This window comes from Cupriavidus sp. FW305-3-2-15-C-LB2 (genome assembly GCF_058787575.1).
This window is the reverse complement of sequence record NZ_JBYSZW010000020.1, coordinates 75,952-101,349: the sequence shown is the minus strand read 5'-3', so window position 1 is coordinate 101,349 and position 25,398 is coordinate 75,952. Positions and strand designations below refer to the sequence as shown.

General features: G+C 66.9%; 27 protein-coding genes, 3 tRNA genes and 1 pseudogene. 19 read left to right on the top strand and 12 right to left on the bottom strand.

Annotated features, from left to right (window positions below):
• The first annotated feature begins 1 nt into the window (after position 1).
• From AC3WRR_RS16800 to AC3WRR_RS16790, 3 genes are read left to right on the top strand one after another with little or no spacing between them, the layout of a single operon-like run.
• Positions 2-652: an ABC transporter permease gene (locus AC3WRR_RS16800; RefSeq protein ID WP_010809235.1), complete on the top strand. Its 651-nt coding sequence runs from the start codon at positions 2-4 to the stop codon at positions 650-652.
• Positions 649-1,818 (top strand): osmoprotectant ABC transporter ATP-binding protein OsmV, encoded by a 1,170-nt coding sequence (locus AC3WRR_RS16795; protein WP_492297510.1) that lies wholly within the window; start codon positions 649-651, stop codon positions 1,816-1,818. The genes AC3WRR_RS16800 and AC3WRR_RS16795 overlap by 4 nt, the downstream gene beginning before the upstream one ends.
• Before the next feature lie 40 nt (positions 1,819-1,858).
• Positions 1,859-2,230: a hypothetical protein gene (locus tag AC3WRR_RS16790; RefSeq protein WP_010809233.1), complete on the top strand. Its 372-nt coding sequence runs from the start codon at positions 1,859-1,861 to the stop codon at positions 2,228-2,230.
• Positions 2,231-2,277: 47 nt separating this feature from the next.
• On the opposite strand, the gene AC3WRR_RS16785 is transcribed toward AC3WRR_RS16790, so the two are convergent.
• Positions 2,278-2,367 (bottom strand) — tRNA-Ser (locus AC3WRR_RS16785).
• Between the two features lie 287 nt (positions 2,368-2,654).
• Here AC3WRR_RS16785 and AC3WRR_RS16780 point away from each other — a divergent pair.
• Complete coding sequence (locus AC3WRR_RS16780) at positions 2,655-3,152, top strand: outer membrane lipoprotein (RefSeq protein ID WP_010809232.1); 498 nt, start codon at positions 2,655-2,657, stop codon at positions 3,150-3,152.
• A 79-nt stretch (positions 3,153-3,231) separates the two neighbouring features.
• Here the strand turns inward: AC3WRR_RS16780 and hemW are convergent, their stop codons facing one another.
• The 5 genes from hemW to AC3WRR_RS16755 all read right to left on the bottom strand — a co-directional run bounded on the left by hemW (position 3,232) and on the right by AC3WRR_RS16755 (position 7,910).
• Positions 3,232-4,461: a radical SAM family heme chaperone HemW gene (gene hemW, locus AC3WRR_RS16775; protein WP_010809231.1), complete on the bottom strand. Its 1,230-nt coding sequence runs from the start codon at positions 4,459-4,461 to the stop codon at positions 3,232-3,234.
• Positions 4,458-5,075 carry an RdgB/HAM1 family non-canonical purine NTP pyrophosphatase gene (rdgB, locus tag AC3WRR_RS16770; protein ID WP_010809230.1) on the bottom strand — a complete coding sequence of 206 codons (618 nt, stop codon included), beginning with the start codon at positions 5,073-5,075 and terminating at the stop codon, positions 4,458-4,460. The genes hemW and rdgB overlap by 4 nt, the downstream gene beginning before the upstream one ends.
• A gap of 15 nt (positions 5,076-5,090) precedes the next feature.
• On the bottom strand, positions 5,091-5,810 hold the full coding sequence (gene rph / locus AC3WRR_RS16765; protein ID WP_492297508.1) for a ribonuclease PH: 720 nt from the start codon (positions 5,808-5,810) through the stop codon (positions 5,091-5,093).
• An 82-nt stretch (positions 5,811-5,892) separates the two neighbouring features.
• Positions 5,893-6,807 carry a PP2C family protein-serine/threonine phosphatase gene (locus AC3WRR_RS16760; RefSeq protein ID WP_011614807.1) on the bottom strand — a complete coding sequence of 305 codons (915 nt, stop codon included), beginning with the start codon at positions 6,805-6,807 and terminating at the stop codon, positions 5,893-5,895.
• Positions 6,808-6,863: 56 nt separating this feature from the next.
• Positions 6,864-7,910 carry a serine/threonine protein kinase gene (locus tag AC3WRR_RS16755; RefSeq protein ID WP_011614808.1) on the bottom strand — a complete coding sequence of 349 codons (1,047 nt, stop codon included), beginning with the start codon at positions 7,908-7,910 and terminating at the stop codon, positions 6,864-6,866.
• Positions 7,911-8,098: 188 nt separating this feature from the next.
• Between AC3WRR_RS16755 and AC3WRR_RS16750 the strand changes: the two genes are divergently transcribed.
• From AC3WRR_RS16750 to AC3WRR_RS16735, 4 genes are all read left to right on the top strand, one after another.
• A complete protein-coding gene (locus tag AC3WRR_RS16750) occupies positions 8,099-9,034 on the top strand; it encodes a YicC/YloC family endoribonuclease (RefSeq protein WP_010809226.1) in 936 nt (311 codons plus the stop codon).
• 31 nt (positions 9,035-9,065) lie between these two features.
• Positions 9,066-9,728 (top strand): guanylate kinase, encoded by a 663-nt coding sequence (gene gmk / locus AC3WRR_RS16745; protein WP_010809225.1) that lies wholly within the window; start codon positions 9,066-9,068, stop codon positions 9,726-9,728.
• A gap of 105 nt (positions 9,729-9,833) precedes the next feature.
• Positions 9,834-10,037: a DNA-directed RNA polymerase subunit omega gene (gene rpoZ / locus AC3WRR_RS16740; protein ID WP_006578656.1), complete on the top strand. Its 204-nt coding sequence runs from the start codon at positions 9,834-9,836 to the stop codon at positions 10,035-10,037.
• Between the two features lie 196 nt (positions 10,038-10,233).
• Positions 10,234-12,645, top strand: a complete 2,412-nt coding sequence (locus tag AC3WRR_RS16735) for a RelA/SpoT family protein (RefSeq protein WP_037024397.1) — start codon at positions 10,234-10,236, stop codon at positions 12,643-12,645.
• 111 nt (positions 12,646-12,756) lie between these two features.
• Here the strand turns inward: AC3WRR_RS16735 and greB are convergent, their stop codons facing one another.
• Positions 12,757-13,320 (bottom strand): transcription elongation factor GreB, encoded by a 564-nt coding sequence (gene greB, locus AC3WRR_RS16730; protein WP_010809223.1) that lies wholly within the window; start codon positions 13,318-13,320, stop codon positions 12,757-12,759.
• 156 nt (positions 13,321-13,476) lie between these two features.
• Here greB and AC3WRR_RS16725 point away from each other — a divergent pair.
• The 4 genes from AC3WRR_RS16725 (at position 13,477) to AC3WRR_RS16710 (ending at position 14,591) form a co-directional block, all read left to right on the top strand.
• Positions 13,477-13,553, top strand: a tRNA-Arg gene (locus tag AC3WRR_RS16725).
• A 213-nt stretch (positions 13,554-13,766) separates the two neighbouring features.
• Positions 13,767-14,027 (top strand): hypothetical protein, encoded by a 261-nt coding sequence (locus AC3WRR_RS16720; protein ID WP_010809222.1) that lies wholly within the window; start codon positions 13,767-13,769, stop codon positions 14,025-14,027.
• Positions 14,028-14,184: 157 nt separating this feature from the next.
• Positions 14,185-14,424, top strand: a complete 240-nt coding sequence (locus AC3WRR_RS16715; protein WP_010809221.1) for a hypothetical protein — start codon at positions 14,185-14,187, stop codon at positions 14,422-14,424.
• Between the two features lie 91 nt (positions 14,425-14,515).
• Positions 14,516-14,591, top strand: a tRNA-Met gene (locus AC3WRR_RS16710).
• Between the two features lie 144 nt (positions 14,592-14,735).
• Here the strand turns inward: AC3WRR_RS16710 and AC3WRR_RS16705 are convergent.
• Entirely contained in the window at positions 14,736-15,017 is a 282-nt protein-coding gene (locus AC3WRR_RS16705; protein WP_010809220.1) for a hypothetical protein, read from the bottom strand.
• A gap of 149 nt (positions 15,018-15,166) precedes the next feature.
• Between AC3WRR_RS16705 and AC3WRR_RS16700 the strand changes: the two are divergent.
• A pseudogene (locus tag AC3WRR_RS16700) lies at positions 15,167-15,849 on the top strand (Fe2+-dependent dioxygenase).
• Positions 15,850-15,892: 43 nt separating this feature from the next.
• Here AC3WRR_RS16700 and AC3WRR_RS16695 read toward each other — a convergent pair.
• Both AC3WRR_RS16695 and pdxR read right to left on the bottom strand, forming a co-directional pair.
• On the bottom strand, positions 15,893-16,201 hold the full coding sequence (locus AC3WRR_RS16695; protein ID WP_010809219.1) for a hypothetical protein: 309 nt from the start codon (positions 16,199-16,201) through the stop codon (positions 15,893-15,895).
• Between the two features lie 158 nt (positions 16,202-16,359).
• Positions 16,360-17,808 carry a MocR-like pyridoxine biosynthesis transcription factor PdxR gene (gene pdxR, locus AC3WRR_RS16690; protein WP_010809218.1) on the bottom strand — a complete coding sequence of 483 codons (1,449 nt, stop codon included), beginning with the start codon at positions 17,806-17,808 and terminating at the stop codon, positions 16,360-16,362.
• A gap of 142 nt (positions 17,809-17,950) precedes the next feature.
• Here pdxR and AC3WRR_RS16685 point away from each other — a divergent pair, with 142 nt between their 5' ends.
• The 5 genes from AC3WRR_RS16685 to AC3WRR_RS16665 all read left to right on the top strand — a co-directional run bounded on the left by AC3WRR_RS16685 (position 17,951) and on the right by AC3WRR_RS16665 (position 21,721).
• A complete protein-coding gene (locus AC3WRR_RS16685) occupies positions 17,951-18,394 on the top strand; it encodes a carboxymuconolactone decarboxylase family protein (RefSeq protein WP_010809217.1) in 444 nt (147 codons plus the stop codon).
• Positions 18,395-18,530: 136 nt separating this feature from the next.
• On the top strand, positions 18,531-19,973 hold the full coding sequence (locus AC3WRR_RS16680; RefSeq protein WP_052181627.1) for a DUF2252 domain-containing protein: 1,443 nt from the start codon (positions 18,531-18,533) through the stop codon (positions 19,971-19,973).
• Between the two features lie 32 nt (positions 19,974-20,005).
• A complete protein-coding gene (locus tag AC3WRR_RS16675) occupies positions 20,006-20,317 on the top strand; it encodes a hypothetical protein (protein WP_010809215.1) in 312 nt (103 codons plus the stop codon).
• Between the two features lie 157 nt (positions 20,318-20,474).
• Positions 20,475-21,377: a lipid A hydroxylase LpxO gene (gene lpxO, locus AC3WRR_RS16670; RefSeq protein ID WP_492297505.1), complete on the top strand. Its 903-nt coding sequence runs from the start codon at positions 20,475-20,477 to the stop codon at positions 21,375-21,377.
• An 89-nt stretch (positions 21,378-21,466) separates the two neighbouring features.
• Positions 21,467-21,721: a putative hemolysin gene (locus AC3WRR_RS16665; protein ID WP_041687227.1), complete on the top strand. Its 255-nt coding sequence runs from the start codon at positions 21,467-21,469 to the stop codon at positions 21,719-21,721.
• An 11-nt stretch (positions 21,722-21,732) separates the two neighbouring features.
• On the opposite strand, the gene AC3WRR_RS16660 is transcribed toward AC3WRR_RS16665, so the two are convergent.
• Positions 21,733-23,238 (bottom strand): sensor domain-containing diguanylate cyclase, encoded by a 1,506-nt coding sequence (locus AC3WRR_RS16660; protein WP_439668646.1) that lies wholly within the window; start codon positions 23,236-23,238, stop codon positions 21,733-21,735.
• A 152-nt stretch (positions 23,239-23,390) separates the two neighbouring features.
• Complete coding sequence (locus AC3WRR_RS16655; protein ID WP_010809211.1) at positions 23,391-24,827, bottom strand: aminotransferase-like domain-containing protein; 1,437 nt, start codon at positions 24,825-24,827, stop codon at positions 23,391-23,393.
• A gap of 176 nt (positions 24,828-25,003) precedes the next feature.
• Between AC3WRR_RS16655 and AC3WRR_RS16650 the strand changes: the two genes are divergently transcribed.
• A complete protein-coding gene (locus AC3WRR_RS16650; RefSeq protein ID WP_010809210.1) occupies positions 25,004-25,375 on the top strand; it encodes a hypothetical protein in 372 nt (123 codons plus the stop codon).
• Positions 25,376-25,398 lie beyond the last annotated feature (23 nt).

Sequence of the window (25,398 nt, the reverse complement as noted above, 5' to 3'; positions counted from 1 at the left end):
CATGGACTTGTTCTCTTACCTGCAGCACAGCTGGCCCACGCTGCTGAAAATGACCGGCGAGCACCTGGCGCTGGTGGGCTCGGCAGTGGGGCTGGCGATCCTGATCGGGGTGCCAATGGGCATCGTGATCACGCGCTTCCGCGCGCTAGCCACGCCGCTGCTGGCGCTGGCGACGATCGTGCTGACGCTGCCGTCGATCGCGCTGTTCGGGCTGATGATCCCGATCTTCGCGCGCTTCGGCCATGCGCTCGGCTACGTGCCCGCGGTGACGGCGGTGTTCCTGTACTCGCTGCTGCCGATCATGCGCAACACCTACACCGCGCTGGCCAATGTCGACCCCGGCATCCAGGAAGCGGGGCGCGGCATCGGCATGACCGCCTGGCAACGCATGCGGCTGGTGGACCTGCCGCTGGCGGTGCCGGTGATCCTCGGCGGCGTGCGTACCGCCGTGGTGATGAATATCGGGGTTGCCACCATTGCCGCCATCATCGGCGCGGGTGGCCTTGGGGTGCTGATCCTGCAGGCGATCAGCCAGAGCAACATGAGCAAGCTGGCCGTGGGCGCGGTCCTGGTCAGCCTGCTCGCCATCGTGGCGGACGCCTTCCTGCAGTGGTTGCAGCGGGCACTGACGCCAAAGGGAATCCGCATATGATCGAACTCGACCAACTCACCAAGTCCTTCCCGCAGAAAGACGGCACCGAAACGCGCGCCGTCGACACCGTGTCGCTGACGGTGCCGCGCGGCGAGATCTGCGTCTTCCTCGGCCCCTCGGGCTGCGGCAAGACCACCACGCTGAAGATGATCAACCGGCTGATCGAGCCGACCTCGGGCACGGTGCGCATCGAGGGCGAGGATACGCGCGGCCTTGACGGCGTGACCCTGCGCCGCAAGATCGGCTACGTAATTCAGCAGATCGGCCTGTTCCCCAACATGACCATCGAAGAGAACATCATGGTGGTGCCGCGCCTGCTCGGCTGGGACAAGAAGCAATGCCGCGAGCGCGCGCGCGAGCTGATGGCGATGGTGCAGCTCGATCCCAACCGGCTGCTGACGCGCTATCCGCGCGAGCTCTCCGGCGGGCAGCAGCAGCGCATCGGCGTGATCCGCGCGCTGGCGGCCGACGCGCCGCTGCTGCTGATGGACGAGCCCTTCGGCGCGGTCGACCCGATCAACCGCGAGAGCATCCAGAACGAATTCCTGCAGATGCAGCGCCAGCTCGGCAAGACCGTGATCATGGTCTCGCACGATATCGACGAAGCGATCAAGCTGGCCGACAAGGTGGCGGTGTTCCGCCGCGGCAAGCTGGTGCAGTTCGACCATCCCGACGCGCTGCTGGCGCATCCGGCCGATGAGTTCGTGCAGGCCTTCGTCGGCCATGACAACACCCTCAAGCGACTGCTGCTGGTGCGCGCCGGCGACGCCGCCACCATGCCGCCGAGCTGCCGCCCCGACATGCCGCTGGCCGAAGCGCTGGGCGTGATGGACGATGCCGACGTGCGCCACCTGCCGGTGGTGGACGACGCCCAGGTCGCGCTGGGCTACGTCACGCGCCGCGATGCGCGATCCGGCAAGGGGCAGTGCAGCGACGTGATGCGCCCGTTCGCCGTCACCGCGGCCTTCGACGAGCACCTGCGCATCGTGCTGTCGCGCATGTACCAGCACAACACGAGTTGGCTGCCGGTGATGGGCGCGGACGGCGCCTACCTGGGCGAGGTCACGCAGGAATCGATCGCAGGGTACCTGAGCTCGGGACGTTCGCGCGGGCAGGCCGGGGTGCTGGCCGCCTCCGCTTCCGCGCCGCCGCGGGCGGCGGCCTGAGCCAGCGGCAGGGCGGCGGCATCCGCGCTATGCTAGGTGCATGCTCCGCTATTGCCGCTCGCCCTTGTGCCTGGTCGTCGAAACCCGCTGGCTGATACCGCGCGGGTTTGACGGCTTCACGCCCGGTCCGCTGATCCTGCTGCGCCCCGGCGCCAGCCAGGCGCTGATCGAGCATGAGAAGGTGCATGTGCGCCAGTTCTGGCGCAGCTGGGGCCTGATGGGCGTGCTCTACCTGGCCAGCCGGCGCTGGCGCCTGCGCTATGAAGTGGAGGCCTACCGCGAACAACTGCGGCACAGCCCGCCGGGCGCGGCGCATGGCCTGGCGCGCGTGCTGGCGTGCAAGTACCGGCTCAGGATTTCAGAAGCCGAGGCGTACCGTCTGCTGACGCAAGACCTGCACGGCGATCTCTAATGAAAAACGGCCCGCACCAGTTACTGGTGCGGGCCGTTTCTCTTGTCTGGCGGAAGCGGTGAGATTCGAACTCACGGATGGGTCACCCCATCGGCAGTTTTCAAGACTGCTGCCTTAAACCACTCGGCCACGCTTCCTGGAAGTGCGGGCATTGTAGCGCGAAAGGGCATGGGCCCGGCGCGCTGCCGCCTGCAGACCTGACGGTCAGGCCGCGCATTATACAAGGCTCGCGTGGATCGATGGTGGTCTTGTGTTGCGGCACGCAAGCGCGCGTAAACTTCCTGCCACATCCGCTGCCGCGGATGTCGGCGTCTGTCTGACATTACGGAACCTTCACACGCCGGCATCGCTCATATTGTCGTGCCGGATGGCGCGGTGTGTGCCGCATCCCCGGCTTTCGCCTGGCAACAGAGGAGAACTCAAAATGCGAATCCATAGCAAGAAATGGCTGATCGTTCCGGTGGCTGCAGCGGCCGTGCTGGCCGGTTGTGCCGCTCCGTATGACAGCGGCTACAACACCGGCTACAACGCCCCGCCTCCGGGGTACCAGACTCCCAACACCTCGCAGGCCCCGGCCGGCGCGGTGTACTACGGCCGCGTGGAATCGATTGAACCGATCACCAGTACGCAAGGCAGCTCGGGCCTGCTCGGCACCGTGATCGGCGGTGCGGCCGGCGGCCTGCTGGGCCACCAGATCGGCGGCGGACGCGGGCAGACCGCGGCGACCATCGGCGGTGCCGTGGTCGGCGCCGTGGCCGGCAACCAGATCGAGAAGCGCGCGGGCAGCAACACCCAGACCGCGTACCGCGTCAACGTGCGCCTGGATGATGGCCGCATCGCCACGGTGACCCAGTCGAGCCTGGGCAACCTGCAGGTGGGCATGCGCGCACGCGTGGCCAATGACATGGCAACGCCGTACTGACATGCCAGCCTGACGTTTGCCAGCATGTAAAAGGCCACGCATCGCGTGGCCTTTTTTTGCTACCGGCGTGCGCTCGCGCTCAGTCCTTCAGGAACATCTCCTGCAGGTCGTTGAGGAAGCGCCGGCCCAGCTCGGTGGCGCGGATGGTGGTCAGGTCCGCTTCCAGCAGCCCCTTCTTTTCCGCCTCGGCCAGCTGCTTGCTGATGGTATGCAGCGGCAGCCCGGTGTAGTCGTGGAAGCTCGATGCCGGCACGCCGTCGGTCAGGCGCAGCGCGTTGAGCATGAACTCGAACGGCAGCTCGTCGGCGCCGACATCGCGCGCTTCCTGCACGGCATTGCCGGCCAGCGCCCGCTCCATGTAGGTGGCCGGATGCTTGTGCCGCATCTGGCGCAGTATCCGATGCGGGAACGACAGCTTGCCGTGCGCGCCGGCGCCGATGCCGAGGTAGTCGCCGAAGCGCCAGTAGTTCAGGTTGTGGCGCGCCTCGCGATGCGGCTTTGCGTACGCAGAGGTTTCGTAGTGCCGGTAGCCGGCCTGAGCGGTGCGCGCTTCGATCCAGTCCTGCATCTCGTACGCGCTGTCGTCGTCCGGCAGCGCCGGCGGGAATTTGGCGAAGAGGGTGTTGGGCTCCAGCGTCAGGTGGTACAGCGACAGGTGCGTGGTGCCGTACGACAGCGCGGCTTCCACATCCTGCCGGCATTCATCCAGCGTCTGGCCGGGCAGGGCGTACATCAGGTCCAGGTTGATGTTGTCGAAGCTGGCCTGGGCGATGTCGATCGCCTTGCGCGCTTCGGCACCGCCGTGGATGCGCCCGAGCGCCTGGAGGTGCCGGTCGTTGAAGCTCTGGATGCCGATCGACAGCCGGTTGATGCCGCTGGCGCGGTAGCTGGCGAACTTGTCGGCCTCGAAGGTGCCGGGGTTGGCCTCCATCGTGATCTCGGCGTCGGCATCCAGCGGCAGCAGCGCGCGGATATCCGACAGCAGCCGGTCCATGCCTGCCGCCGACAGCAGGCTGGGCGTGCCGCCGCCGATAAAGACCGTATGCACCGGCCGGCCCCACACCAGCGGCAGCGACTGCTCCAGGTCCGCGCGCAGCGCGTCCAGGTAGATGTCTTCCGGGATCTCGTGGTTGTCGGCGGGTGCGGCGTGCGAGTTGAAATCGCAATACGGGCACTTGCGCACGCACCACGGGATATGCACGTACAGCGACAGCGGCGGCGAGCCGGGCAGGCTGATCTGCCCGGGCTTGAGCCAGAGCTGCTTGCTGTCCACGGGCACGGACGCGGAGACCGGTACGATCGGGATCATCGGGTGGCGCTTTGCGCGGCATCGGCCTGCAGCCGTGCCACCAGCGCGCGCAGCGCCTGGGCCCGGTGGCTGACCGTGTTCTTCTCTTCGGGCGATAGCTCGGCGGCGGTCTTGCCCAGGTGCGGCAGCAGGAAGTGCGGGTCGTAGCCAAAGCCGCCCGCGCCGCGCGGCGCGTCGACGACCTCGCCGTGCCAGAGGCCTTCGGCAATGATCGGGCAGGGGTCTTCGGCATGGCGCACGAACACCAGCACGCAGTAGTAGTGCGCGTGGCGGTTCAGCTTGCCGGCCAGTTGCGAGACCAGGTGCGCATTGTTGGCGGCATCCGACCTGGCCTGCCCGGCCATCTGCGCATAGCGCGCGGAATAGACGCCGGGCGCGCCGTCCAGCGCCTGCACGCAGATGCCGGAATCGTCGGCCAGCGCGGGCAGCCCGGCCAGCCGGCTGGCATGGCGGGCCTTGGCCAGCGCGTTCTCGACGAAGGTGGCAAAGGGCTCTTCGGCCTCGGGAATGCCCAGTTCGCCCTGGGGCACCACGTCAAAGCCGAGCGGGGCCAGCAGCGCGCCGAATTCGCGCAGCTTGCCGGCGTTGTTGGAAGCCAGTACCAGGCGTTGCATCGCGGGTCCCGCTGCTCAGGCCAGGCCGAGCGCTTCGCGCTGGTGCTGCACCAGGCGGGCGATGCCGGCTTCGGCCAGGCGCGTCATGGCGTCCAGGTCGGCGCGGCTGAACGGTGCGCCTTCGGCGGTGCCCTGCACCTCGACAAAGCCGCCGCTGCCGGTCATGACCACGTTCATGTCGGTGTCGCAGCTGCTGTCCTCGGCGTAGTCCAGGTCCAGCACCGGCACGCCGTCGACCATGCCGACCGAGACCGCGGCAACATGGTCGCGGATCGGGCTGGCGGCGATCAGGCCGTCGCGCAGCATGGTCGAAACCGCGTCATGGGCGGCGACAAAGGCGCCCGTAACGGCCGCGGTGCGGGTGCCGCCGTCGGCCTGCAGCACGTCGCAGTCCAGGTGGACGGTGTATTCGCCCAGCGCCGCCAGGTCGAACACCGAGCGCATGGCGCGGCCGATCAGGCGCTGGATTTCCTGGGTGCGGCCGGTCTGCTTGCCGCGCGCGGCCTCGCGGTCAGAGCGGGTATGCGTGGCGCGCGGCAGCATGCCGTATTCGGCCGTGACCCAGCCTTCGCCGCTGCCCTTCTTGTGCGGCGGCACCTTGGCCAGCACGCTGGCGGTGCAAAGCACCTTGGTGTCGCCAAAGGCACACAGGACAGAGCCTTCGGCGTGGCGGGTGTAGTGGCGGGTAAGGCTGATGGAACGCAGCGCATCGGCTGCGCGGCCGCTGGGTCGCATGGGATGGTTTGTCCGAATCGGGGAGAGACCGCGATTCTAACGCCGCCAGCCCTTGAGCGCCGCATCGCACGCGGGGAGGGCATTACCGCATCAGGTTGCTGGTCTTGTCGATGGCGGCGCGGATCTCTGCGATCGAGCGCTCGATCTCCTCTTCGGACAGCAGGTCGCTGTCAGTGCCGGTGCGCTCCAGGATCGAGGTGGTGAAGGCGTTCAGCGGCAGGGTGTCGGTCATGACCGAATCCTGCCCCGCCGCATTGCTGTCCAGTTCCCACATCATGGCGATGCCGGTGGTGTTGTCGGCACCTTCGCCGGCGTTCTGCAGCGCCTGCTCGATCAGCGCCGGCACCGCCTGCACCACCGACAGGCGCGACAGCTTGTCCACCAGCGCGGGCTCTTCGAGCGCGCCCCACAGGCCGTCGGAGCAGAGCAGGGCCACGTCGCCCGGCTCCAGCCGCACCGGGCCGCCCAGGTCGATCAGCGGCAGGTTGGGCGAGCCCAGGCAGTTGTAGAGCTTGTTGCGCTCCGGGTGGTTGGCCACATGCATCGGCAGCACGCGTTCCTGCTGCAGCAGGTTCTCGATCTTGGAGTGGTCGCGCGTGCGCGTCAGCAGCCGGCCCTTGCGCAGCAGGTAATAGCGCGAGTCGCCGGCATGGGCCCAGTAGATCTGGCCCTGCTGCACAAGGCAGCAGACCACCGTGGTGCGCGGCACGTCCGCCATCTGGTTGGCCTCGGCATAGCGGTGGATCTCGCGGTGGGCCAGCATGATGGTGTCCTGCAGGAACTCGGCCGGGTTGCGCACCGTGGGCCGCGCCTGCACCTGGAACTGGCGCGCCAGCGTCTGCAGCGCCTGCTGCGCGGCGACCTCGCCGTGCGCATGGCCGCCCAGGCCGTCGGCCAGCACCATCAGCAGCGCGTCGCGCGTGAAGCAATAGCCCATGCGGTCCTGGTTGACGCGGCGGCCGCCTTTCCTGCTTTCCTGGTAGACAGAGAATCGCATGTTGGCTTTCAGGGAATTCAGTGGACTGGCCGCAAGCGGGGCGCCAGATTTGTGATTCAGTCGACGCTCGCGCCGGGGACGGGTTCGTCACGCCGGCGCAGCAGGGTCAGGAAGCGCGATGTCGCCGCGGGCCGCTCCGCCGGCGCCAGGGCCGGGGCTTGCGTCTGCGGCGCCAGCGCCTGTTCGCCGAGGGCGTTGGTCTGCTCGCGCAACTCCTTCTGCAGCCGGAACACGCTCTGCGGGCGCTCGGCCGGCGTCAGCCGCAGGCACCATTCGACCAGGTCCACCAGCCCGTTGGTGTAGCTGCTGCGCAGCCGCGCCAGGGCATCGCCCATGCGGTCTTCCTTTTCGCGCTGGTTGGCTTCCTGCGGCGGCATGCCGGCCATGCAGGCATAGAGCGTGGCGCCCAGGCTGTAGACATCGGTCCACGGGCCCAGGTCGGAATGCTTGCCATAGAGCTCGGGCGCGGCAAAGCCGGGGGTGTACATCGGCTGGAAGCGGGCCGCTTCCATCGTCAGGGTCTGCCGCGCGGCGCCAAAATCCAGCAGGATCGGGGATTCGTCCTCGCGCAGGTAGATGTTGCCGGGCTTGATGTCCAGGTGCAGCAGCTTGTGGATATGGACCTCGCGCAGGCCGCTCATCAGGTCGTGGAAGACCTTGCGCATGAAATGCTCGCGCAGCACCTTGGGGCCGCCTTGCTGCCGGGCGGCCAGCACGTGCTCCTGCAGCGTCTTGCCGAGCTCGTAGTTCATCACCATGTAGACGGTGGAGTTCTCGCGGAAGAAATTCACCACGCGCACCACGCTGGGATGGGAGATGCGGGCCAGCGAGCGGCCCTCTTCAAAGAAGTACTTCAGGCCCAGCCGGAACGCGGCGGCGTTTTCCTCGGGCACCACGGGGATCAGTTCGCCCGGGTTGCGCCGCGCCAGCGACGCCGGCAGGTATTCCTTGATGGCAACCGGTGCGCCGGTATCGTCGGTGGCCAGGTAGACGAAACTGAACCCCCCGCTGGCCAACTTCTTTACAATACGATAGTTGGACAACAGCGTGCCGACGGGCAGCGGTGCACTCTTCGGTTGTGTCGTGCCCTTTGGCTCTGTCATGGGAATAGGGACCTGATTTGCCTCCGGATTGTCCGGGCTAATCGGTCACTTGTAAAGAACACAAATAAGGGCATTGTTGCCCTCCTTTCAACGTATTGAGAGCTCCCCGGAATCCCGTACGGGGCGCTCGAGGCGGGACCCGCCGGTCGCCAGCAGCCCGGGGCCGCCGCCATTCACGAGAACATCCAATGATCCACAGCATGACAGGCTATGGCCTGGCGACGCGCCAGGCGCCATTGACCAACGCGCAAGGCGAGCCCAGCGGGCGCTCCGCGTCCGTTTCGGTGGAATTCCGCACTGTCAATTCGCGTTTCCTCGACCTGTTGTTCCGGGCCCCGGAAGAGTGCCGCGCGTTCGAGCCGGCCCTGCGTGAGATGCTGATGGCAGAGCTGTCGCGCGGCAAGCTGGAGTGCCGCATCAACCTGCAGCGCACCGACACCGGCGGCGCCACCCTGGCCCTCAATGAGGGGCTGCTGGCGCAGATCCGCGCGCTGGAAACCACCGTCGCCGCCACCTTCGCCAGCGCCGGCACCCTGCGCATGGGCGAGATCCTGCGCTGGCCGGGCGTGCTGGTCGAGCCGGAACTGTCGCAGGAGGCACTGCGCGAGGCGGTGCTGGGCGCCGCGCGCGAGGCGCTGGACCAGCTGCTGGAAGCCCGCCGCCGCGAAGGCGACGCGCTCAAGGCGACGCTGATGGAGCGCATCGACGCCATGCTGGCGATCGTCGAGCGCCTGACGCCGACCATCCCGCAGTTGATCGCGCACCACCAGGAAAAGCTGACCGAGCGCCTGCAGGAAGCCTTCAACCTGGCCGCGCCCACCGGCATGCCGTCGATGAGCCGCGACGAGATCGCCGAGCGCATCCGCCAGGAAGCCACCGTCTACGGCATCCGCATCGACATCGCCGAAGAGCTGTCGCGGCTGCAGGCGCACCTGAACGAGACCCGGCATATCCTGAAGAAGGGCGGCCAGGCCGGCAAGCGCCTGGACTTCATGATGCAGGAGCTCAACCGCGAGGCCAACACGCTTGGCTCCAAGGCCGCCGCCAAGGAACTGGCCGATGCCTCGATGGAGCTCAAGCTGCTGATCGAGCAGATGCGCGAACAGGTCCAGAATCTCGAATAAAGACAGCCCCAGGAATCACCAAAGAATCATCATGAGCCCAACGCCTCAATCCGCGCCACACACTGCCATCGATACCGTCTACCCCGGCAACCTCTTCATGGTGGTGGCGCCGTCAGGAGCCGGCAAGTCGACGCTGGTCAACAAGTTGCTGTCGCAGGACCCGGCCATCCGCCTGTCGATCTCGCACACCACACGCGCCCCGCGCCCGGGCGAGCAGGACGGGCGCGAGTACCACTTCGTCACGGTCGACGCGTTCCGCGCCGCGCGCGACCGCGGCGACTTCCTGGAATGGGCCGAGGTCCACGGCAACTACTACGCGACCTCGCGCGTGTGGATCGAGCAGCAGATGGCGCAGGGCAACGACGTGCTGCTGGAAATCGACTGGCAGGGCGCGCAGCAGGTGCACCAGCGCTTTTCCAACGCGGTCGAGATCTTCATCCTGCCGCCGTCGCTGACGGCTCTGGAAGAGCGCCTGAAAAAACGCGGCCAGGACGAGCCCAATGTGATCGTGCGCCGGCTGCTGGCGGCGGGCAGTGAAATGGCCCACGCCTCGGAGTCGGACTACGTCATCATCAATGAGGTCTTCGACGATGCTCTGGAGCAGTTGCGCAACGTGATCAGCGCCACGCGGCTGCGGTTTTCCTCGCAGAAAGCACGGCATACGGAGCTGTTTATCGAGCTGGGCATCCACTGAGCCGATGCCTGCCGATGACAGCCGCGCGGGGCGCCGCCGGCGTTTTCCGCCGCGTGCTGTAAAATAGCAACCCAACGTAAGGTTTTGTCCCAAGGTGGATTTGATATGGCGCGTATTACCGTCGAAGATTGTCTGAAACACATTCCGAATCGCTTCGAGCTCGCGCTGGCGGCCACGTATCGTGCCCGTCAGCTGGTGCAGGGCCACACGCCCAAAGTCGAAGCAAAGGACAAGCCGACCGTGGTGGCACTGCGCGAGATCGCGTCGGGCCAGGTCGGCATCGAGATGCTGAAGAAGGTCCCGACCTGATTGGTCAGGCGGCCCATGGCTTATCCTCGCATCGTGCCAGCACGTATCCAGCCGGATTCCAGGGGCCGCCGCCATGCCTTCGCCGCATTCGCCCTCCAAGCCTCCCTCCCAGCCGTCGCCGACTGCCGTGGCGCCGGCGCTTGGCGATGCGGCCCCGCCTACGGCGCCTAAGCGCACCATTCCGGGCCAGCCCTCCGTGAACGCGCGCACCGGCGCTCCCAATCTTCCCGATCCGCTCGGCGACGATGTCGTCGGCGAGCGTGCCGTCGCGCCCGCGCTGGCGCCGGGCAAGTCCAGGGGCGCGGCGCTGCAGGACGAGCTGGCCGCGATGCAGGATGTGGCGCCGGCGGCTGACAGCCTGTTTATCGACGCAGTGCTGGCGCAGTCATACCGGCACTTCTTCGGCCCGACCTCGCAGCCGGCGGTGCCGCCGCGCCAGCAGGTCATCTCCATCACCCGGCTGATGGAGAAACTCGCGTACCTGAAGGCGCCCGACCTGGCGCGCGTGCGCGAGGCCTTCCAGTTTTCCGACGAAGCCCACCTGGGCCAGTACCGCCAGAGCGGTGAGCCCTACATCACCCATCCGGTGGCGGTGGCCGAGCTGTGCGCGGACTGGAAGCTGGATGTGCAGTCCATCATGGCGGCGCTGCTGCACGACGTGATGGAAGACCAGGGCATCACCAAGAGCGAGCTGGTCGAGAAATTCGGCCCCAAGGTCGCCGAACTGGTCGATGGCCTGACCAAATTGGACAAGCTCGAATTCCAGAGCCGCGAGCAGGCGCAGGCGGAGAGCTTCCGCAAGATGCTGCTGGCGATGGCGCGCGACGTGCGCGTGATCCTGGTGAAGCTGGCCGACCGTACGCACAACATGCGCACGCTCGACTTCGTCCCGCCGGAGAAGCGCCGCCGCATCGCGCTGGAGACCATGGAGATCTATGCGCCGATCGCGCACCGTCTCGGTCTCAACACGATCTACCGCGAGCTGCAGGAGCTGTCCTTCAAGGTCGGCTCGCCGTTCCGCTACGCCACGCTGGAAAAAGCCGTCAAGGCCGCGCGCGGCAACCGCCGCGAGGTGGTCAAGCGTATCCTGGAAGCCGCGCAGAAGGGGCTGGCCGACGCCGGCATCGTGGCCGAACTGTCCGGGCGCGAGAAAACGCTCTACAGCATCTACCGCAAGATGCACGACAAGCAGCTGTCGTTCTCGCAGGTGCTGGACGTATATGGTTTCCGCGTGGTGGTGGAAACGCAGATGCACTGCTACATGGCGATGGGCGCGCTGCACGGGCTGTACAAGCCCATGCCCGGCAAGTTCAAGGACTACATCGCCATCCCCAAGATCAACGGCTACCAGTCGCTGCACACCACGCTGGTGGGTCCGTTCGGCACGCCGGTGGAGTTCCAGATCCGCACGCGCGACATGCACCAGATCGCCGAGGCCGGCGTGGCCGCGCACTGGATGTACAAGCACCAGGCCGATCACGCCAACGATATCCAGCAGCAGGCGCACCAGTGGCTGCAGTCGCTGCTCGATATCCAGAGCCAGACCGGCGATTCGCAGGAATTCCTCGAGCACGTCAAGATCGACCTGTTCCCGGATGCGGTCTACGTGTTCACGCCCAAGGGCCATATCCGCGCGCTGCCGCGCGGCGCCACCGCGCTGGACTTTGCCTACGCGGTGCACAGCGACCTGGGCAACCAGTGCGTCGCGGTCAAGATCAACAACGAGATGTTGCCGCTGCGCACCGAGCTCAAGAGCGGCGATATCGTCGAGGTGGTGACGGCGCCGTACTCCAAGCCCAATCCGGCGTGGCTGTCGTTCGTGCGCACCGGCAAGGCGCGCGCGGCGATCCGCCACTACCTGAAGACCACCAAGCTCGACGAAGCCATCCAGCTCGGCGAGCGCCTGCTGGAACAGTCGGCGCGCCAGCTCGGCTTCGAGCTCAAGGCGGTGCCGCAGTCGGTGTGGGACCGCATGGTGCAGTGGACCGGCAACAAGCAGCGCGAAGACATCTTTGCCGACCTGGCACTGGGCCGGCGCGTGCCGGCGGTGGTGGCCAAGCGCATGGAGATCCTGCTCCAGGAGCTGTCCGGCGATGTCGACAGCGCGCTGCTGGCGGCGGTGCAGACCTTTGCCGGCGAAGAAGCGCCCGCGGTGCCGATCACCGGCGACGAAGGCATGTCGATGATCTTCTCGGCGTGCTGCCGCCCGATCCCGGGCGACTCCATCGTTGGCTACCTGGGCAAGGGCGAAGGGCTGCAGATCCACGTGCAGGACTGCAAGATCGCCAAGCGCCTGCACAGCAAGGATCCGGAGCACTGGATCGACGTGATGTGGGCCAAGAAGACCACGCGCGCCTTCGACGTGTCGATCAAGGTGATGGTGCGCAACGTCAAGGGCATCGTTGCGCGCGTGGCTGCCGACCTGACCGCCGCCGACGCCAACGTCGCGCACGTGGCCATGGAGCAGCAGGACGCCGGCCACCAGGAAGCCACCTATATGCAGTTCATCATCCAGGTGCAGAACCGCCTGCACCTGGCCAACGTGATGCGCGGGCTGCGCCGCAACCCGGACGTCATCCGGATATTCCGCGACCGCAACGACGGCTAGGAGGCCGTTCTAGGACGGCCCTGGCGTCGTTGTGCGCCCTTGCCGTGCTACTTGTACTGGCTGCGGCCGCACGCCTAGCCAGGGCCGCCCTAAAACGGCCTCCACTCCAGGCTATTGTTTCCGCGACGGGTAGCGGACTTCCAGGATATCGATCTGCTCGACCCCGGCCGGCGTGCGCAGCGCCACGGTGTCGCCCTCGCGCGCCTTGATCAGCGCCTTGGCGATCGGCGAGATCCAGCTCACGTGGTTGCTGTCCAGGTCGACTTCATCCATGCCGACGATGGTGATGGTGGTTTCTTCGCCGGCACGATTGGCGTAGGTGACGGTGGCGCCGAAGAAGATCTGGTCGTTGTCGCCCTGCAGCGACGGGTCGACCACTTCCGCCTTGTCGAGGCGGCGCGTCAGGAAGCGGATGCGGCGGTCGATCTCGCGCAGGCGCTTCTTGCCGTAGAGATAGTCGCCATTCTCCGAGCGGTCGCCATTGGAGGCCGCCCACGACACGATCTGCACTACATCGGGCCGGTCGACGTCGATCAGCTGCATCAGCTCATTGCGCAGGCGGTTGTAGCCTTCGGCGGTGATGTAGTTCTTGGTGCCGGGAGGCAGCGGCGTTGCGCCTTCGGGGAGGTCGTCGTCCTCGTCGCCGGACGACTCTTTGACAAATGCCTTGTTCATGTTCCGGATCACTTCTTGGATCTGTCATTATAGGAAAACGCCACAGGCGAACCTCGCCGGCGGGCATCTGCTGCACCCCTTCCAAAGAAAGATCACAAAAAGGTTGCGAAGGGGCTTCCCAAAAATAAAAACTGGGTTATAATCTTTTTCTCGCGTGCGGCTGTAGCTCAGTTGGATAGAGTACTTGGCTACGAACCAAGGGGTCGTGGGTTCGAATCCTGCCAGCCGCGCCACCTATGCAGAAAGAAAAGGGCTTCCGGAAACGGAAGCCCTTTTTCGTTTCCGTCCTTTCGCCGTCGTGCCGTTCGACTTGCGCGCCGCGGCTACCGTTCCCGCTTTCCGTCTGCGCCCACGCAAACCTGCGATTGCTGCGTCACGCCTTGCGGTCGCGCGTGCGGCCTCCTAGGCTCGAATCAGGCACAACCTCGACCCTTGGAGCTGAGCGCATGGAAAACGCAGAGTGGCGCGTTGAAGAGTACCGCGGCATGGATGTCTATGTCCTGGTATCGCCGCACGGGCAGGACAGCATCGGCCGTTGGGGCTATGAAGTCCGCGTGTCGCAGGAAGGCGCCGACCCGGCCGACGCGGGCGATACCGAGTTGCTTGCCAGCGGCCCGCAGCAGTTCGCCACGCGCCATGCGGCGGAGGTGGCTGCCTTCGGCGCGGGCTATGCCCTGGTGGACCGACTGCTCGGGCCCGCCGAATAAGGGTTGCGCGTCATTGTGGTTGGCGCAACGGCTTATATCATGCCGTGATCTATTGCTATTGACGCGGATCATTCTTGATCCTGCCCGGCACTCCTACGCTGGAAATGAAGCGAGCGAAGTCTCGCTCGCCATTGCAGCAGAAAGGAGTGCCCCCGCCATGCCGGAATATGCAGGCTACAAGATCGTCTATGAAGTGATTGCGCTGCCCAGGTCCAAGTGGGCCATCCTGATCGAGATCATGCGCCGCACCGACGGCCAGATTCTCGCGGGGCGGCACAACCCGTTTCCCAACCAGCCGTTCGACACCAAGCTCGAGGCGCTCGAACACGTCAATCGCTATGTCGAAGCCGTGCTTGCAACGCACGAACCGGACGGCAAAGTCAGGCGCATTGCATGATGGCGCGAGGCACGAGCGAACGATTTCATGCGCACGGCAAAATAGCGCTTGCCATGCGCGGATGAATCGCCCATAATCCGTCTCCTTCAGACGCGGGGTGGAGCAGTTGGCAGCTCGTCGGGCTCATAACCCGAAGGTCGCAGGTTCAAGTCCTGCCCCCGCAACCAACGCCTTATATCAGTATCCAGCGGCATTCGCCGCAGTCCTTCAAGGCGTTGTTCTCAAGGCCGTCCGGCCTGACTCACTCACTGCTCCGATGTCATTCCGCGCAACCCAAAGGCATGCCTTGCAGCGTTCGTGCGCTGGCACCACTAGGTGCGCACCAGTTCCGCCGCACGCCTGAAGGTATCGCGCACCAGCGGCTGGTCTTCACGCTCCGCGGCGTCGGCATGCTCACGCAGCCGCGTGGCCAGCACCGTCAGTGTTCCGTGCGCCTGCGGCCCGCCCGCGGCCTGGCACTTGGTTACCGCTTCGCGCATCACCGCATCGAGCTCGCCGCTGACATCGGCACCATCGAAGGCGCTCACCGAGAGAGCCGAGATGCGTTCCAGGTAGAGATTGACCAGCGCTTCATCGTGTAGCGGTTCGGACATGTCGGCTCCTTGTCGGTGACGGGGATACAGAACCCATTGTAGTGAAGCCGCCGCCTGCACAGGATCAAACGGTAATGATTCTTGTTCGGGTCCCTGCCGCGCTTCCCATACAAAGTGCACCTGCCCGATTCATTCCGACATTTGCCATCATGATGCTGCAGATTCCCGACGTACTGTCCAAGGCCCAGGTGGCGCAAGTCCGGCAGGTCATCGACGCGGCGGCGTGGGCCGACGGCAATGAGACCTCGGGCTACCAGTCGGCGCTGACCAAGCGCAACCTGCAGTTGCCGGAGGGCTCGCCGCGGCGCGCCAGGTGGGCGACCTGATCCAGGACGCGCTCGGCAACAACGCGCTGTTCTTCTCGGCGGCGCTGCCGCTGAAGGTCTATCCGCCGCTGTTCAACCGCTATGAAGGCGGGCATACCTTTGCCAACCATGTCGACAACGCGATCCGCTACCTGCGCGGCACCAGCTTCCGTATCCGCTGCGACCTGTCGGCGACGCTGTTCCTGACCGAGCCAGACGAATACGACGGCGGCGAACTGGTGATCGAGGACACCTACGGCCAGCAGCGCGTGAAGCTGCCGGCCGGGCATATGGTGCTGTACCCGGCCACCAGCATCCACCACGTGACGCCGGTCACGCGCGGGGCGCGGGTGTCATCGTTCTTCTGGATCCAGAGCATGGTGCGCGACGATGGCCAGCGCGCGCTGCTGTTCGAGCTGGACGCGCGTATCCGCCAGGTGGCGCAGGAACTCGGCCAGGCGCATGAATCGGTGATCGGCCTGACCGGGGTTTATCACAACCTGCTGCGCCGCTGGGCGGACTCCTGAACTCCGGCGGCGCTGCATCCCGTCAGCCAGCAAGCAGGCGCGGCTATCCGTCGCGCCGTCGCTGCATCTGCAACAGTTCGATCGGAGAGGGCTGGATGCGCCGCCGCGCCGGGCGCAGCGCGCGGTTGGGCCACAGCACGTAGTTGGTGTGCGGATCCAGCGGCTTGCCGAAGTACGAGACCCAGACCTGTACGCCGTGCTCGGTTTCGGCAACGATGGCCGCGACGGCGCGCGCCGCGGCGGAAGGGGACTTGAGCAGTTCCGCCAGGGCTTCGACGCCCTGCACGACATGGTGCTTCACCCCGGCAAACCATGCGTACTGACGCATGGCGGACAACAAACGCTTGGTCATGAACGCGACTCTGGTTGTGTGGAAAGTGCGAATGAGACCCGCACGCTTCCGGTTTGTTCACGTCGGTTTGCGAAATACCAGCATGACAGCGGCGCCATGTCGCTGTGATGGCATGCGCGTGGCATGCGTCACCTGGTATCGCTCCTGTGCGGCCCGCATCACGTGGCGTGCGCCGGCTCAGGTACCAGTGCAGAGAGTACCATTGCCAGCCGGTCCAGGGCAGGATCGATATCCAGCAGGTCGATGGCGCCGAAGCCCAGCAGCAGCCCCGCGCAGGTAGCAGGGGGCGTGGCATAGCAGGGATCGAGCGTGGCAAGTGCCAGGCCGGCCAGGCGTGCAGTCGAGACCAGTGCCTCGGACGCCACCGGCACGCGCAGCCGCGCCGCCAGGTGGAAGCCCGCCATTGCCGGCAGCGGCTCCAGCCACGGCGACAGGTCGCCGTGCAGCCGCGCCAGCAGGCGGGCGCGGCGCTGGGCGTGGCGCGCGTGCGAACGCCGGATATGGCGCAGCAGGTGACCCTCGGACAGGAAGCGCGCCAGCGCCTGCTGGATCAGCGTCGGCGTGTACCAGTCCATCAGGTGCTTGACCTTGCGCGCGGCCGGCATCAGCCAGGGCGGCACCACCAGGTAGCCGCAGCGCAGGTTGGCCACCAGCGTCTTCGAGAACGTGCCGAGGTAGACCACGCGGCCATGCCGGTCCAGCGTCTGCAGTGCGTCCAGCGCCTGGCCGCCGTAGCGGAATTCGCTGTCGTAGTCGTCTTCCAGGATCACCGCGTGGCGGCGTGCCGCCCAGTCCAGCAGCGCCTGGCGCCGCGCCAGGCTCATCGGCACGCCCAGCGGCGACTGGTGCGATGGCGTGACATAGACCAGCGTGGCATCGTTCGGCAGCGCCTCCACCACCAGCCCTTCACCATCGACCGGCACTGGCACCGCCCGTGCGCCCAGCCCCTGGAACAACGAACGCGCCATCGGATAGCCGGGATCCTCCATCGCCACCACGGCGCCGGGCCCGAGCAGCAGCCGGGCCAGCAGGTCGATGCCCTGTTGCGCGCCGCCCGTGACCAGGATGTCGGTCGGCATGCTCTGCACGCCACGCGTGAAGGCGATATGGCGGGCAATGGCCTGGCGCAGCACCATCTCACCGGCCGGATCGGCGACGCCGGGCGGGCGCTGGCGCTCGGCGGCCAGCGCCGCGCGCACGCAGCGCGACCAGGCTTCATGCGGAAAGCGCGTGGTATCGGCCTGCCCCGGCTGGAACCCATAGCGCGCGCCGCCGCCGGAGTCCAGGAACGGCGTCGGCACCGCCATCCAGCGCTGCACGGCAGGCGGCAGCACCGGCGCCGCCGCCATGCGCATGGCCGGGCGGGCCAGCCCCTCGGCCACATAGGTGCCGTCGCCGACGCGCGCGTGCAGCCAGCCTTCGGCCACCAGCCGTTCATACGCCGTGGTCACCGTCTTGCGTGCCACGCCCAGCTGGGTGCCAAGCAGGCGCGTAGGCGGCATGCGTGCGCCGGCCTCGAGCCGGCCGCCCTGGATCGCGTCGCGGATCTGGTGGACGATCTGCGCGGTCAGGTCGCTGGCTTGGTCCAGGGCGAGATGCAGTTCCATAAGGTACGCGTCGGTCAGGATTGGTCTACTGATTCTGCCGGAAATTGGCAGTGTGCGGGGCCAATCGATGGATCTATCTTTCATCCCAACGGGCGCGACACCAGTGCCCGCCGAATCCAACCTGTCAAAGCGGAGATCGATCATGGAAGAACGGATGAACTGGCAAGACGTGGCCCCTGACGCCTACAAGGCAATGATTGGCCTGGAGGTCTATCTGGCACGCTGCTCGCTGGAGACCACGCTCAAGGAACTGGTGAAGATCCGCGCCTCGCAGATCAACGGTTGCGCGTTCTGCCTGGACATGCACATCACCGATGCGCGCAAGCATGGCGAAAGCGAGCGCCGCCTGAACCTGCTGCCGGCCTGGCGTGAAGTGAGCTGGTTCACCCCGCGCGAGCGCGCCGCGCTGGCGTGGACCGAGGCGCTGACGCTGCTGCCGCAAAGCCAGGCGCCGGATGCGGACTACCAGGACTTGCGAGAGCAATTCTCGGAAAAGGAAATGGCCGACCTGACGCTGCTGATCTCGGCCATCAATGCATGGAACCGCTTCGGCGTCGGTTTCCGTCGCCAGCCGCCTGCGCTCTGAGCCACGGCGCACATCCGCCCGACCCCAGCCTGACCCGCGCCGTGGCCTGCCGATTGACAAGCCGCGGCGCAGTGCATTAGCTTCTGTTGCAGATGCTGCACAAATGGCAACCGCCGGCGGCGCCGGCATTGGGGGCATGGTGGCGACACGTCAGGAGGGCGGGCAAGCCGTGGCCAAGGGTACTGTCGAGGCCCGGCGCGAGCGCGGCAGGGCCGCCCGCCAGCAGGTGCCGCGCGGTGCGCACGAGGCCATCGGCAACGTCGACCGCGACCCCGTCGAACTGCTGGAAATCAGCAGCCAGGGCCGGGTTGAGCGGCTGGTGCCGCTGCGCTACGGCCGCATGATCCAGTCGCCGTTCGCGTTCTACCGCGGCAGCGCCATCCTCCAGGCCCACGACCTGGCCGGCACCGCGGATTCCGGCCTGCATATGCAGATCTGCGGCGACTGCCACCTGGCCAACTTCGGCGGCTTTGCCACGCCCGAGCGCGCGCTGCTGTTCGACCTCAACGATTTCGACGAAACCAGTCCCGGTCCGTGGGAATGGGACCTCAAGCGCCTGTGCGCAAGCTTCGTGGTGGCGGCACGCCACCTGCGGCACAAGTCCGCTGTGGCCGAAGACATGGTGCGCGAGGCGGTGGGCAGCTACCAGCGCCGCATGCTCGCCTATGGCGAAATGGGCATGCTCGACACCTGGTACGACCGCATTACCTTCGAGCGGCTGCTTGAAGAAGACACCTTGCCCGAAGTCCAGAAGCGCATCCGGCGCGGCATGGAGCGCGCCGCCGACCGCACCCACGAGTCGCTGCTGCCCAAGCTGGCCGAGCGCATCGGCGACCGCTGGTCGATACTCGATGCGCCGCCGGCGATCTTCCACGTGCGCGGCGAGCAGACGCTGTTCGGGCCGGGCGACGACTGGCTGGCCGCCAGCGACGCGGACCTGGCGCTGGACCAGGCCTACCAGGACTACCTGTCCACGCTGGCTGCCGACCGGCGCCGGCTGCTCGGCCATTTCACGCGCCATGACCTGGCCTTCAAGGTGGTCGGGGTGGGCAGCGTGGGCAAGCGCTGCCTGGTGCAGCTGCTGGTGGACCAGCATGACAAGCCGCTGTTCCTGCAGGTCAAGGAGGCCACCAGGTCGGTGGTGGCGCGTTACTTCAAGAGCGCGCCGACCGCGCACGAGGGCCGCCGCGTGGTCGAGGGCCAGCGGCTGATGCAGGCCGCGAGCGACCTGTTCCTCGGCTGGACCAAGGGGCCGTTCGGGCGGCACTTCTATCTGCGGCAGCTGCGCGACATGAAGCTGTCGGCACAGATCGAGCTGATGGACGGCGAGCTGCTCGGCCGCTATGCCTCGCTGTGTGGCTGGGTGCTGGCGCGGGCGCACGCCAAGGCCAGCGGACTGGCCGCCGAGGTCAGCGGCTACCTGGGCCGCAGCGACCGCATGGCCGAGGCGATGGTAGGCTATGCCAATGGCTATGCTGACCAGGTCGAGCGCGACTACGATCAGTTTGTCGCCGCGTGCCGTTCGGGGCGCCTCGAGGCGCGCACCGATGCCGACATGGCTGCTGATTTCCGCGTGTAGCCCACGCGCCTTGCCTGGCCAGGAGTCTGCCCATGACAGAAGACACCCTGCTGCAACTGATGACGGAAGTCGAGAAGGAAGACCCCATCGACTACGCCGACCTGCCGTTCGACGACGCCGCGCTGCGCCGGCTGGCGTGCCGGCTGATCGCCGAGCGCTCCAGCGAGATGGAGGCGTCCGGCCTGCCGGTGGAAGCGCTGCTGGCCACGATGTGGGCCTCGACAGCCAAGCTGGTGCTGGAAAACCTGGTGCTGAACGCGCGCTTGCTGAGGCTGCAGGGCCTGCCCGACGACGCCCAGGCGCTGATCGAGCGCATCGCGCGGCAGTCGCGCGGCGGGGCCTGAACGCGCCAGCCTGACTTCCCGGCCCGCACCGCGGGCCATGTGCCGCAATCGTCTCAAGCTGCGGCGGCTCTGCCGTTTCGCTAAAATACGCGTTTTCACCCAGCCGGTCCGCGCTGTGACTGACACGCGGCGGAGGCGGCTGACCAGGAGGATTTCGGTGATCAAGTGGATTATCGTCGCGGGCTACCTCGGTGCCGTGCTGTATGTGCACTTCCGCGGCAAGGTGCGCCTGCGCATCTGGCGCCAGCTGCTGGACCATTCGGCCCTGGTGGCCCCGATCAACTGCTTCATGTATGCGTTCTCGGGCGTGCCCCGCACGCCGTACATCCCGGTCGACAATTTCCCCGACCTGGAAAAGCTGCGCGCCGCCTGGCCCGAGATCCGCGACGAAGGCCTGGCGCTGACCGCGATGCGCAAGATCAAGGCAGCGGACAAGAACGACGACGCCGGCTTCAATTCCTTCTTCAAGTACGGCTGGAAGCGCTTCTACCTGAAGTGGTACGAGGCCCAGCACCCGTCGGCCGAGCAGTTCTGCCCCAAGACCGTGGCGCTGCTGCGCGAGCTGCCCACGGTGAAGGCGGCGATGTTTGCCGAGCTGCCGCCGGGCGGCAAGCTCAACCCGCACCGCGACCCGTTCGCCGGCTCGCTGCGCTACCACCTGGGCCTGGCCACGCCGAACGACGACCGCTGCTTTATCGAGGTCGACGGCGAGCGCCACAGCTGGCGCGACGGTGAGGGCGTGGTCTTCGACGAAACCTACCTGCACTGGGCCGAGAACCGCAGCGATGCCAACCGGCTGATCCTGTTCTGCGATATCGAGCGCCCGATGCGCTACGGCTGGGCTGCGAAGTTCAACCACTGGATGGGCCGCAAGGTCATGACCGCGGCCAGCTCGCCCAATGACGAGCACGACCAGACCGGCATGATCAACCGGCTGTTCCGCTTTGTCTGGCTGGGCGGCCAGTATCGCCGCCGCTTCAAGGCCTGGAACCGCCAGCTTTACTACGTCACCAAGTTCGGCCTGATCGTGCTGGGCGTGGGGCTGATCGTCTTCCTGTAAGAAGCAAAATCCGGCGGTTTGCTCCCTCTCCCGCCTGCGGGAGAGGGGAGCAAACAATGGGCCCGTTTCTTTTCCTCGCGGAGACCCCGATGCGCACCCGTATTGCAGTGTTGCTGGCCTTCGCTGTCGTTGGCGCGGCCGCTTGCAGCAACACCCCGGCAGAGCGCCCGGGGAGCGCCCAGACAATCGGCAAGCCCAACCCCGCCTCCGTCAACTGCACGCAGCGCGGCGGCAAGCTGCAGATCGTGTCGACCCCGGCCGGCCAGTCCGGCATCTGCATCTTCCCGTCAGGCAAGCAATGCGAGGAGTGGGCGCTGATGCGCGGCGAATGCACCCCGGGCTGAGCCGCCAGGCTTCAATCGCGGCGGCGTTCGTTGGCCAGCGTGGTGTAGTAGTCGCGCTTGGCTTGATACATGCGGCTGTCGGCCAGCTTGACGACCTCATTCAGCCGGTCGCCCTGCAGACAGGTGGCGTGGCCGATGGAAAGGCTCAGGCGTGTGCCCGGGTAGAACTGGTTGTTCAGCTCCACCACCTTGCCGATCTGCTCGACCACCGTGGCGGCGCCGCGCTCGTCGCGCCCGGGCAGCAGGATCATGAACTCGTCGCCGCCGATACGCGCCACGCAGGCCTGCTCGCCCACCGCCTTCTTCAACACCTCGCCGGTGCGGCGCAGCAGCCCGTCACCGTCGGCATGGCCGAACTGGTCGTTGACCACCTTGAGGCCGTTCAGGTCCACCGCCACCACGCTGACCGGCCACGGGCCCTTGCGGCCCAGCCGCGCCAGCTCGTCCTCATAGTAGGCGCGGTTGTAGAGCTTGGTCAGCACGTCGTGCTTGCCCAGGAACTCGACATAGGCTTCTGCCTTCTTGCGCGCCGTGATATCGGTCAGCGACACCAGCACCTGGTCCCAGTCCGCTTCCCGCCCGGGGAATACCGACCACTGCATGAAGACGTCCACGGCGCGGCCATCGAGCGCGTAGTTGATGACTTCGCGCTGCTGCCACAGCTTCTCGTGCCAGAGGTCGATCAGCTGCTCGGCAAAATGGATGCGCATGTCGTCGCGGAACACATCGCCCAGCCGCGACAGCAGGGCCTGCTTGCTGTCCGCGCCGAACATCTGCAGCGTCTGCTGGTTGACGTCGAGCACTCGGATCTCCTGCATGCAGCGTGAGACAAAGTCCGGATGCACGTTGAGGAAGGTGCGGAAGTCGGTGATGCCGGCGCCGCGCACTTCATCGAGCAGCACCTTGACCGCGCTGAAGTCCTCTACCCACAGCGACACCGGCGAATGCTCGAACAGTCCCAGCGCATACTGCTCGCTGCGGCGCAGTTCACGCTCGGTGCGCATGCGCGGGGTGATGTCCCTGATCGACAACAGCACGCGCTCCCAGGTATCTTCGTGGCCCGGCAACACCGTGGCCTCCAGCTGGATATCGAGCCGCTCGCCATCCAGCGCGTAGTTGACGGTCTGGCTGGCGAAGCGATTGCCGCCGTCCCACAACTGGCCGAGCTCCTCGACATGCTGGTCGAGCATGTCGTCGCGGAAGACTGTGTCGAGGTTGGCCACCAGGTCGTCGAGATCGGCTGCCCGGAACAGCTCCAGCGTGCGCCGGTTCACGTCGATCACGCGGATCAGCGCCGAGCACTGCGCCGCTTGCCGCGGGTCCGCGCGCAGGTGGGCGCGCAGGTCGGTGACACCTTCCTTGCGCAGTTGCGCAAAATACTCGCGCACGGCGCTGAAGTCTTCCAGCCACAGCGAGACAGGTGCCAGTTGGAACAGGGTTTGATAGTCGTCCAGGTTGTTGCCGGCAGGGTTGCCGGCACTCTTGCCGACGGACGTTGCCGCGGATGCACTGCTCAAGGCTTTTCTCCTTTTTCTTTTTCCCGTGGTGCACGGCGCCCCGTGGTCGGTCTTCGCCCCCGGAGACCAGCCGGGCCGCCCCTGCGCACCAGCGCATTAGCATAGGCGAGGCGCAGGCAAAAGGGGAGGGATATTGCAGGCAGGCGCCAGGGCTAGCCCGCCAGCCGCTGCACGATGGCGGCCAGCGTGCCCAGCGCCCGCTCGATCTGCGCCGAGCGCGGCGTGCCGCAGTTGACGCGCAGGCAGTGGTCGAAGCGGCCGGCGTTGGAGAACATCACGCCCGGCATCACGCGGATGCCGGCCTGCAGCGCCTGGTCGAACACCGCCTCGGACGATATCTGGGCGGGCAGTTCCACCCACAGGTGCATGCCGCCGCGCGGGGACCCCAGCCGCGTGCCGGCGGGAAAGCTTGCGGCGATGGCCTGCGCGAACCATTCGCGCTGCGCGCACAGCCGGGTGCGCAGCCGGCGCAGGTGGCGGTCGTGCGCGCCGGAAGCCAGGAAGTCGGCGGCCGCCATCTGCGACAGCATCTCGTTGGGCCGCGACAGGCCGAACTTGAGCATTTCCACGCGCGCCTGCCATTTGCCGGCGGCGATCCAGCCCAGGCGCATGCCGGGCGCCAGCACCTTGTGCAGCGAAGCGCAGTGGATCACGTTGCCGCTGCCATCCCAGGCCTTGGCCGCGGCCGGCGGCGCATCGCTGTCGGCGGTGGCCGAGAAGCAGTCGTCCTCGATCAGCGCGATGCCGCGCGCTTCGCACCACTGCACCAGCCGCGCCTTGTGCGCGTCCGGCATGATGCAGCCGAGCGGGTTCTGCAGGTTGGGCACCACCGCCACCGCACGGATGTTGTCGTAGTGCTGCGCGGCCAGCTCCAGCGCCTCCAGCGAGATGCCGGTCTGGGGGCTGCACGGGATCTCCAGCGCGCGCATGCCCAGGCTTTCCAGGATCTGCAGCAGGCCGTAGTAGGTCGGCGATTCCACCGCGATCACGTCGCCCGGCCCCGCCACCGCGCGCAGCGCGAGGTTGAGCGCCTCGGTGCAGCCGTTGGTGATGACGATTTCTTCCGGCGCGAGCTGCACGCGCGCCCGCAACGCCTGGCGCGCCAGCGCGGAGCGCAGCGGCTGGTAGCCCTCGGGCTCGACCGCTTCGCCGAACAGCATCGGATGCCGGCGCAGCGCACGGGTCGCGGCGCTGCGCAGCGCCTCGGTCGGATACAGTGACGGCGCGCAATAGGCGCCGCCCAGGTTGGTATGCACATGCTGGTGCTGGCCCCGCGCCAGCAAGCCGGAAATGCGCTGGTGGATGCCGACATACTGCGCCGGATCAGGCAAGGCCGCGGCCGGCTCGGCCAGCGCCGCCAGCGGCGAACGCAGCGGTGCCGCGACGAAATAACCCGAGCGCGGCCGCGCTTCCAGCAAGCCGTCGCTCTCGAGCTGCCTGCATGCCTGCAGCGCGGTGGACAGGCTCACACTGTGCAGCGCCATCAGCGCGCGCACCGACGGCATGCGGTCACCGGCGGCGAGCGTTCCGGATTCGATGGCGCGGCGGTAGTGGCCGGCAACCTGGCGGTAGAGCGGGGCGGATTCCATTGGGGCCATCGTGGCGCGGTTGGCCGCATCAGTACAGATACAGAAGCGGGGCAACTGTATCGTAACAGGGCTGAATTCGCATGGCTGTTCCGGTCCAGGCGGTTCCGCGGTGTGCCTGCCGCGGCTGAGATCAGGTCGATAGGCTGGAGTCCTGTGCCTGTTACCGGAGTCCTGCCATGCAAAGCGATCTCAACGACACATCAACCGTGGTGCCGCTTCTGGCCGGCCAGTGCCTGCGCCTGCGCGTGGCGGCGGGCACCGTGCTGCATGCCGGCGCGGGTGAACTGGAGCTGGCCGGGCCGCCCCAATGGCTGGCCGAGACCTGCTACGTACCGCGGCGGCGCCTGCGCGCGGGCGATACGTGGACCGTGCCCGCGCGCGGCTGGCTGACGCTGTCGGCAAGCCGCGCCGGCGCATTGTCGATCACTGACCCGCCGGGCTGGCTGCCCCGGCTGCAAGCCTGGCTGGCGTTGTCCTGGCGCCGCACCGGCCCGGCCCGCCAGCCCGAATCCCGCCAGATTCCCGACTCCGCGCCCGAAAGCCTATAAAATTGCGCTCCGGCCGGCCTGGC

What these genes read in the sequence shown, in the direction of transcription:
- AC3WRR_RS16800 (WP_010809235.1), top strand. Translation starts at nt 2, where the DNA reads ATGGACTTGTTCTCTTACCTGCAGCACAGCTGGCCCACGCTGCTGAAA.
- AC3WRR_RS16795 (WP_492297510.1), top strand. Translation starts at nt 649, where the DNA reads ATGATCGAACTCGACCAACTCACCAAGTCCTTCCCGCAGAAAGACGGC.
- AC3WRR_RS16790 (WP_010809233.1), top strand. Translation starts at nt 1,859, where the DNA reads ATGCTCCGCTATTGCCGCTCGCCCTTGTGCCTGGTCGTCGAAACCCGC.
- AC3WRR_RS16780 (WP_010809232.1), top strand. Translation starts at nt 2,655, where the DNA reads ATGCGAATCCATAGCAAGAAATGGCTGATCGTTCCGGTGGCTGCAGCG.
- hemW (WP_010809231.1), bottom strand. Translation starts at nt 4,461, where the DNA reads ATGATCCCGATCGTACCGGTCTCCGCGTCCGTGCCCGTGGACAGCAAG.
- rdgB (WP_010809230.1), bottom strand. Translation starts at nt 5,075, where the DNA reads ATGCAACGCCTGGTACTGGCTTCCAACAACGCCGGCAAGCTGCGCGAA.
- rph (WP_492297508.1), bottom strand. Translation starts at nt 5,810, where the DNA reads ATGCGACCCAGCGGCCGCGCAGCCGATGCGCTGCGTTCCATCAGCCTT.
- AC3WRR_RS16760 (WP_011614807.1), bottom strand. Translation starts at nt 6,807, where the DNA reads ATGCGATTCTCTGTCTACCAGGAAAGCAGGAAAGGCGGCCGCCGCGTC.
- AC3WRR_RS16755 (WP_011614808.1), bottom strand. Translation starts at nt 7,910, where the DNA reads ATGACAGAGCCAAAGGGCACGACACAACCGAAGAGTGCACCGCTGCCC.
- AC3WRR_RS16750 (WP_010809226.1), top strand. Translation starts at nt 8,099, where the DNA reads ATGATCCACAGCATGACAGGCTATGGCCTGGCGACGCGCCAGGCGCCA.
- gmk (WP_010809225.1), top strand. Translation starts at nt 9,066, where the DNA reads ATGAGCCCAACGCCTCAATCCGCGCCACACACTGCCATCGATACCGTC.
- rpoZ (WP_006578656.1), top strand. Translation starts at nt 9,834, where the DNA reads ATGGCGCGTATTACCGTCGAAGATTGTCTGAAACACATTCCGAATCGC.
- greB (WP_010809223.1), bottom strand. Translation starts at nt 13,320, where the DNA reads ATGAACAAGGCATTTGTCAAAGAGTCGTCCGGCGACGAGGACGACGAC.
- AC3WRR_RS16720 (WP_010809222.1), top strand. Translation starts at nt 13,767, where the DNA reads ATGGAAAACGCAGAGTGGCGCGTTGAAGAGTACCGCGGCATGGATGTC.
- AC3WRR_RS16715 (WP_010809221.1), top strand. Translation starts at nt 14,185, where the DNA reads ATGCCGGAATATGCAGGCTACAAGATCGTCTATGAAGTGATTGCGCTG.
- AC3WRR_RS16705 (WP_010809220.1), bottom strand. Translation starts at nt 15,017, where the DNA reads ATGTCCGAACCGCTACACGATGAAGCGCTGGTCAATCTCTACCTGGAA.
- AC3WRR_RS16695 (WP_010809219.1), bottom strand. Translation starts at nt 16,201, where the DNA reads ATGACCAAGCGTTTGTTGTCCGCCATGCGTCAGTACGCATGGTTTGCC.
- pdxR (WP_010809218.1), bottom strand. Translation starts at nt 17,808, where the DNA reads ATGGAACTGCATCTCGCCCTGGACCAAGCCAGCGACCTGACCGCGCAG.
- AC3WRR_RS16685 (WP_010809217.1), top strand. Translation starts at nt 17,951, where the DNA reads ATGGAAGAACGGATGAACTGGCAAGACGTGGCCCCTGACGCCTACAAG.
- AC3WRR_RS16680 (WP_052181627.1), top strand. Translation starts at nt 18,531, where the DNA reads ATGGTGGCGACACGTCAGGAGGGCGGGCAAGCCGTGGCCAAGGGTACT.
- AC3WRR_RS16675 (WP_010809215.1), top strand. Translation starts at nt 20,006, where the DNA reads ATGACAGAAGACACCCTGCTGCAACTGATGACGGAAGTCGAGAAGGAA.
- AC3WRR_RS16665 (WP_041687227.1), top strand. Translation starts at nt 21,467, where the DNA reads ATGCGCACCCGTATTGCAGTGTTGCTGGCCTTCGCTGTCGTTGGCGCG.
- AC3WRR_RS16655 (WP_010809211.1), bottom strand. Translation starts at nt 24,827, where the DNA reads ATGGAATCCGCCCCGCTCTACCGCCAGGTTGCCGGCCACTACCGCCGC.
- AC3WRR_RS16650 (WP_010809210.1), top strand. Translation starts at nt 25,004, where the DNA reads ATGCAAAGCGATCTCAACGACACATCAACCGTGGTGCCGCTTCTGGCC.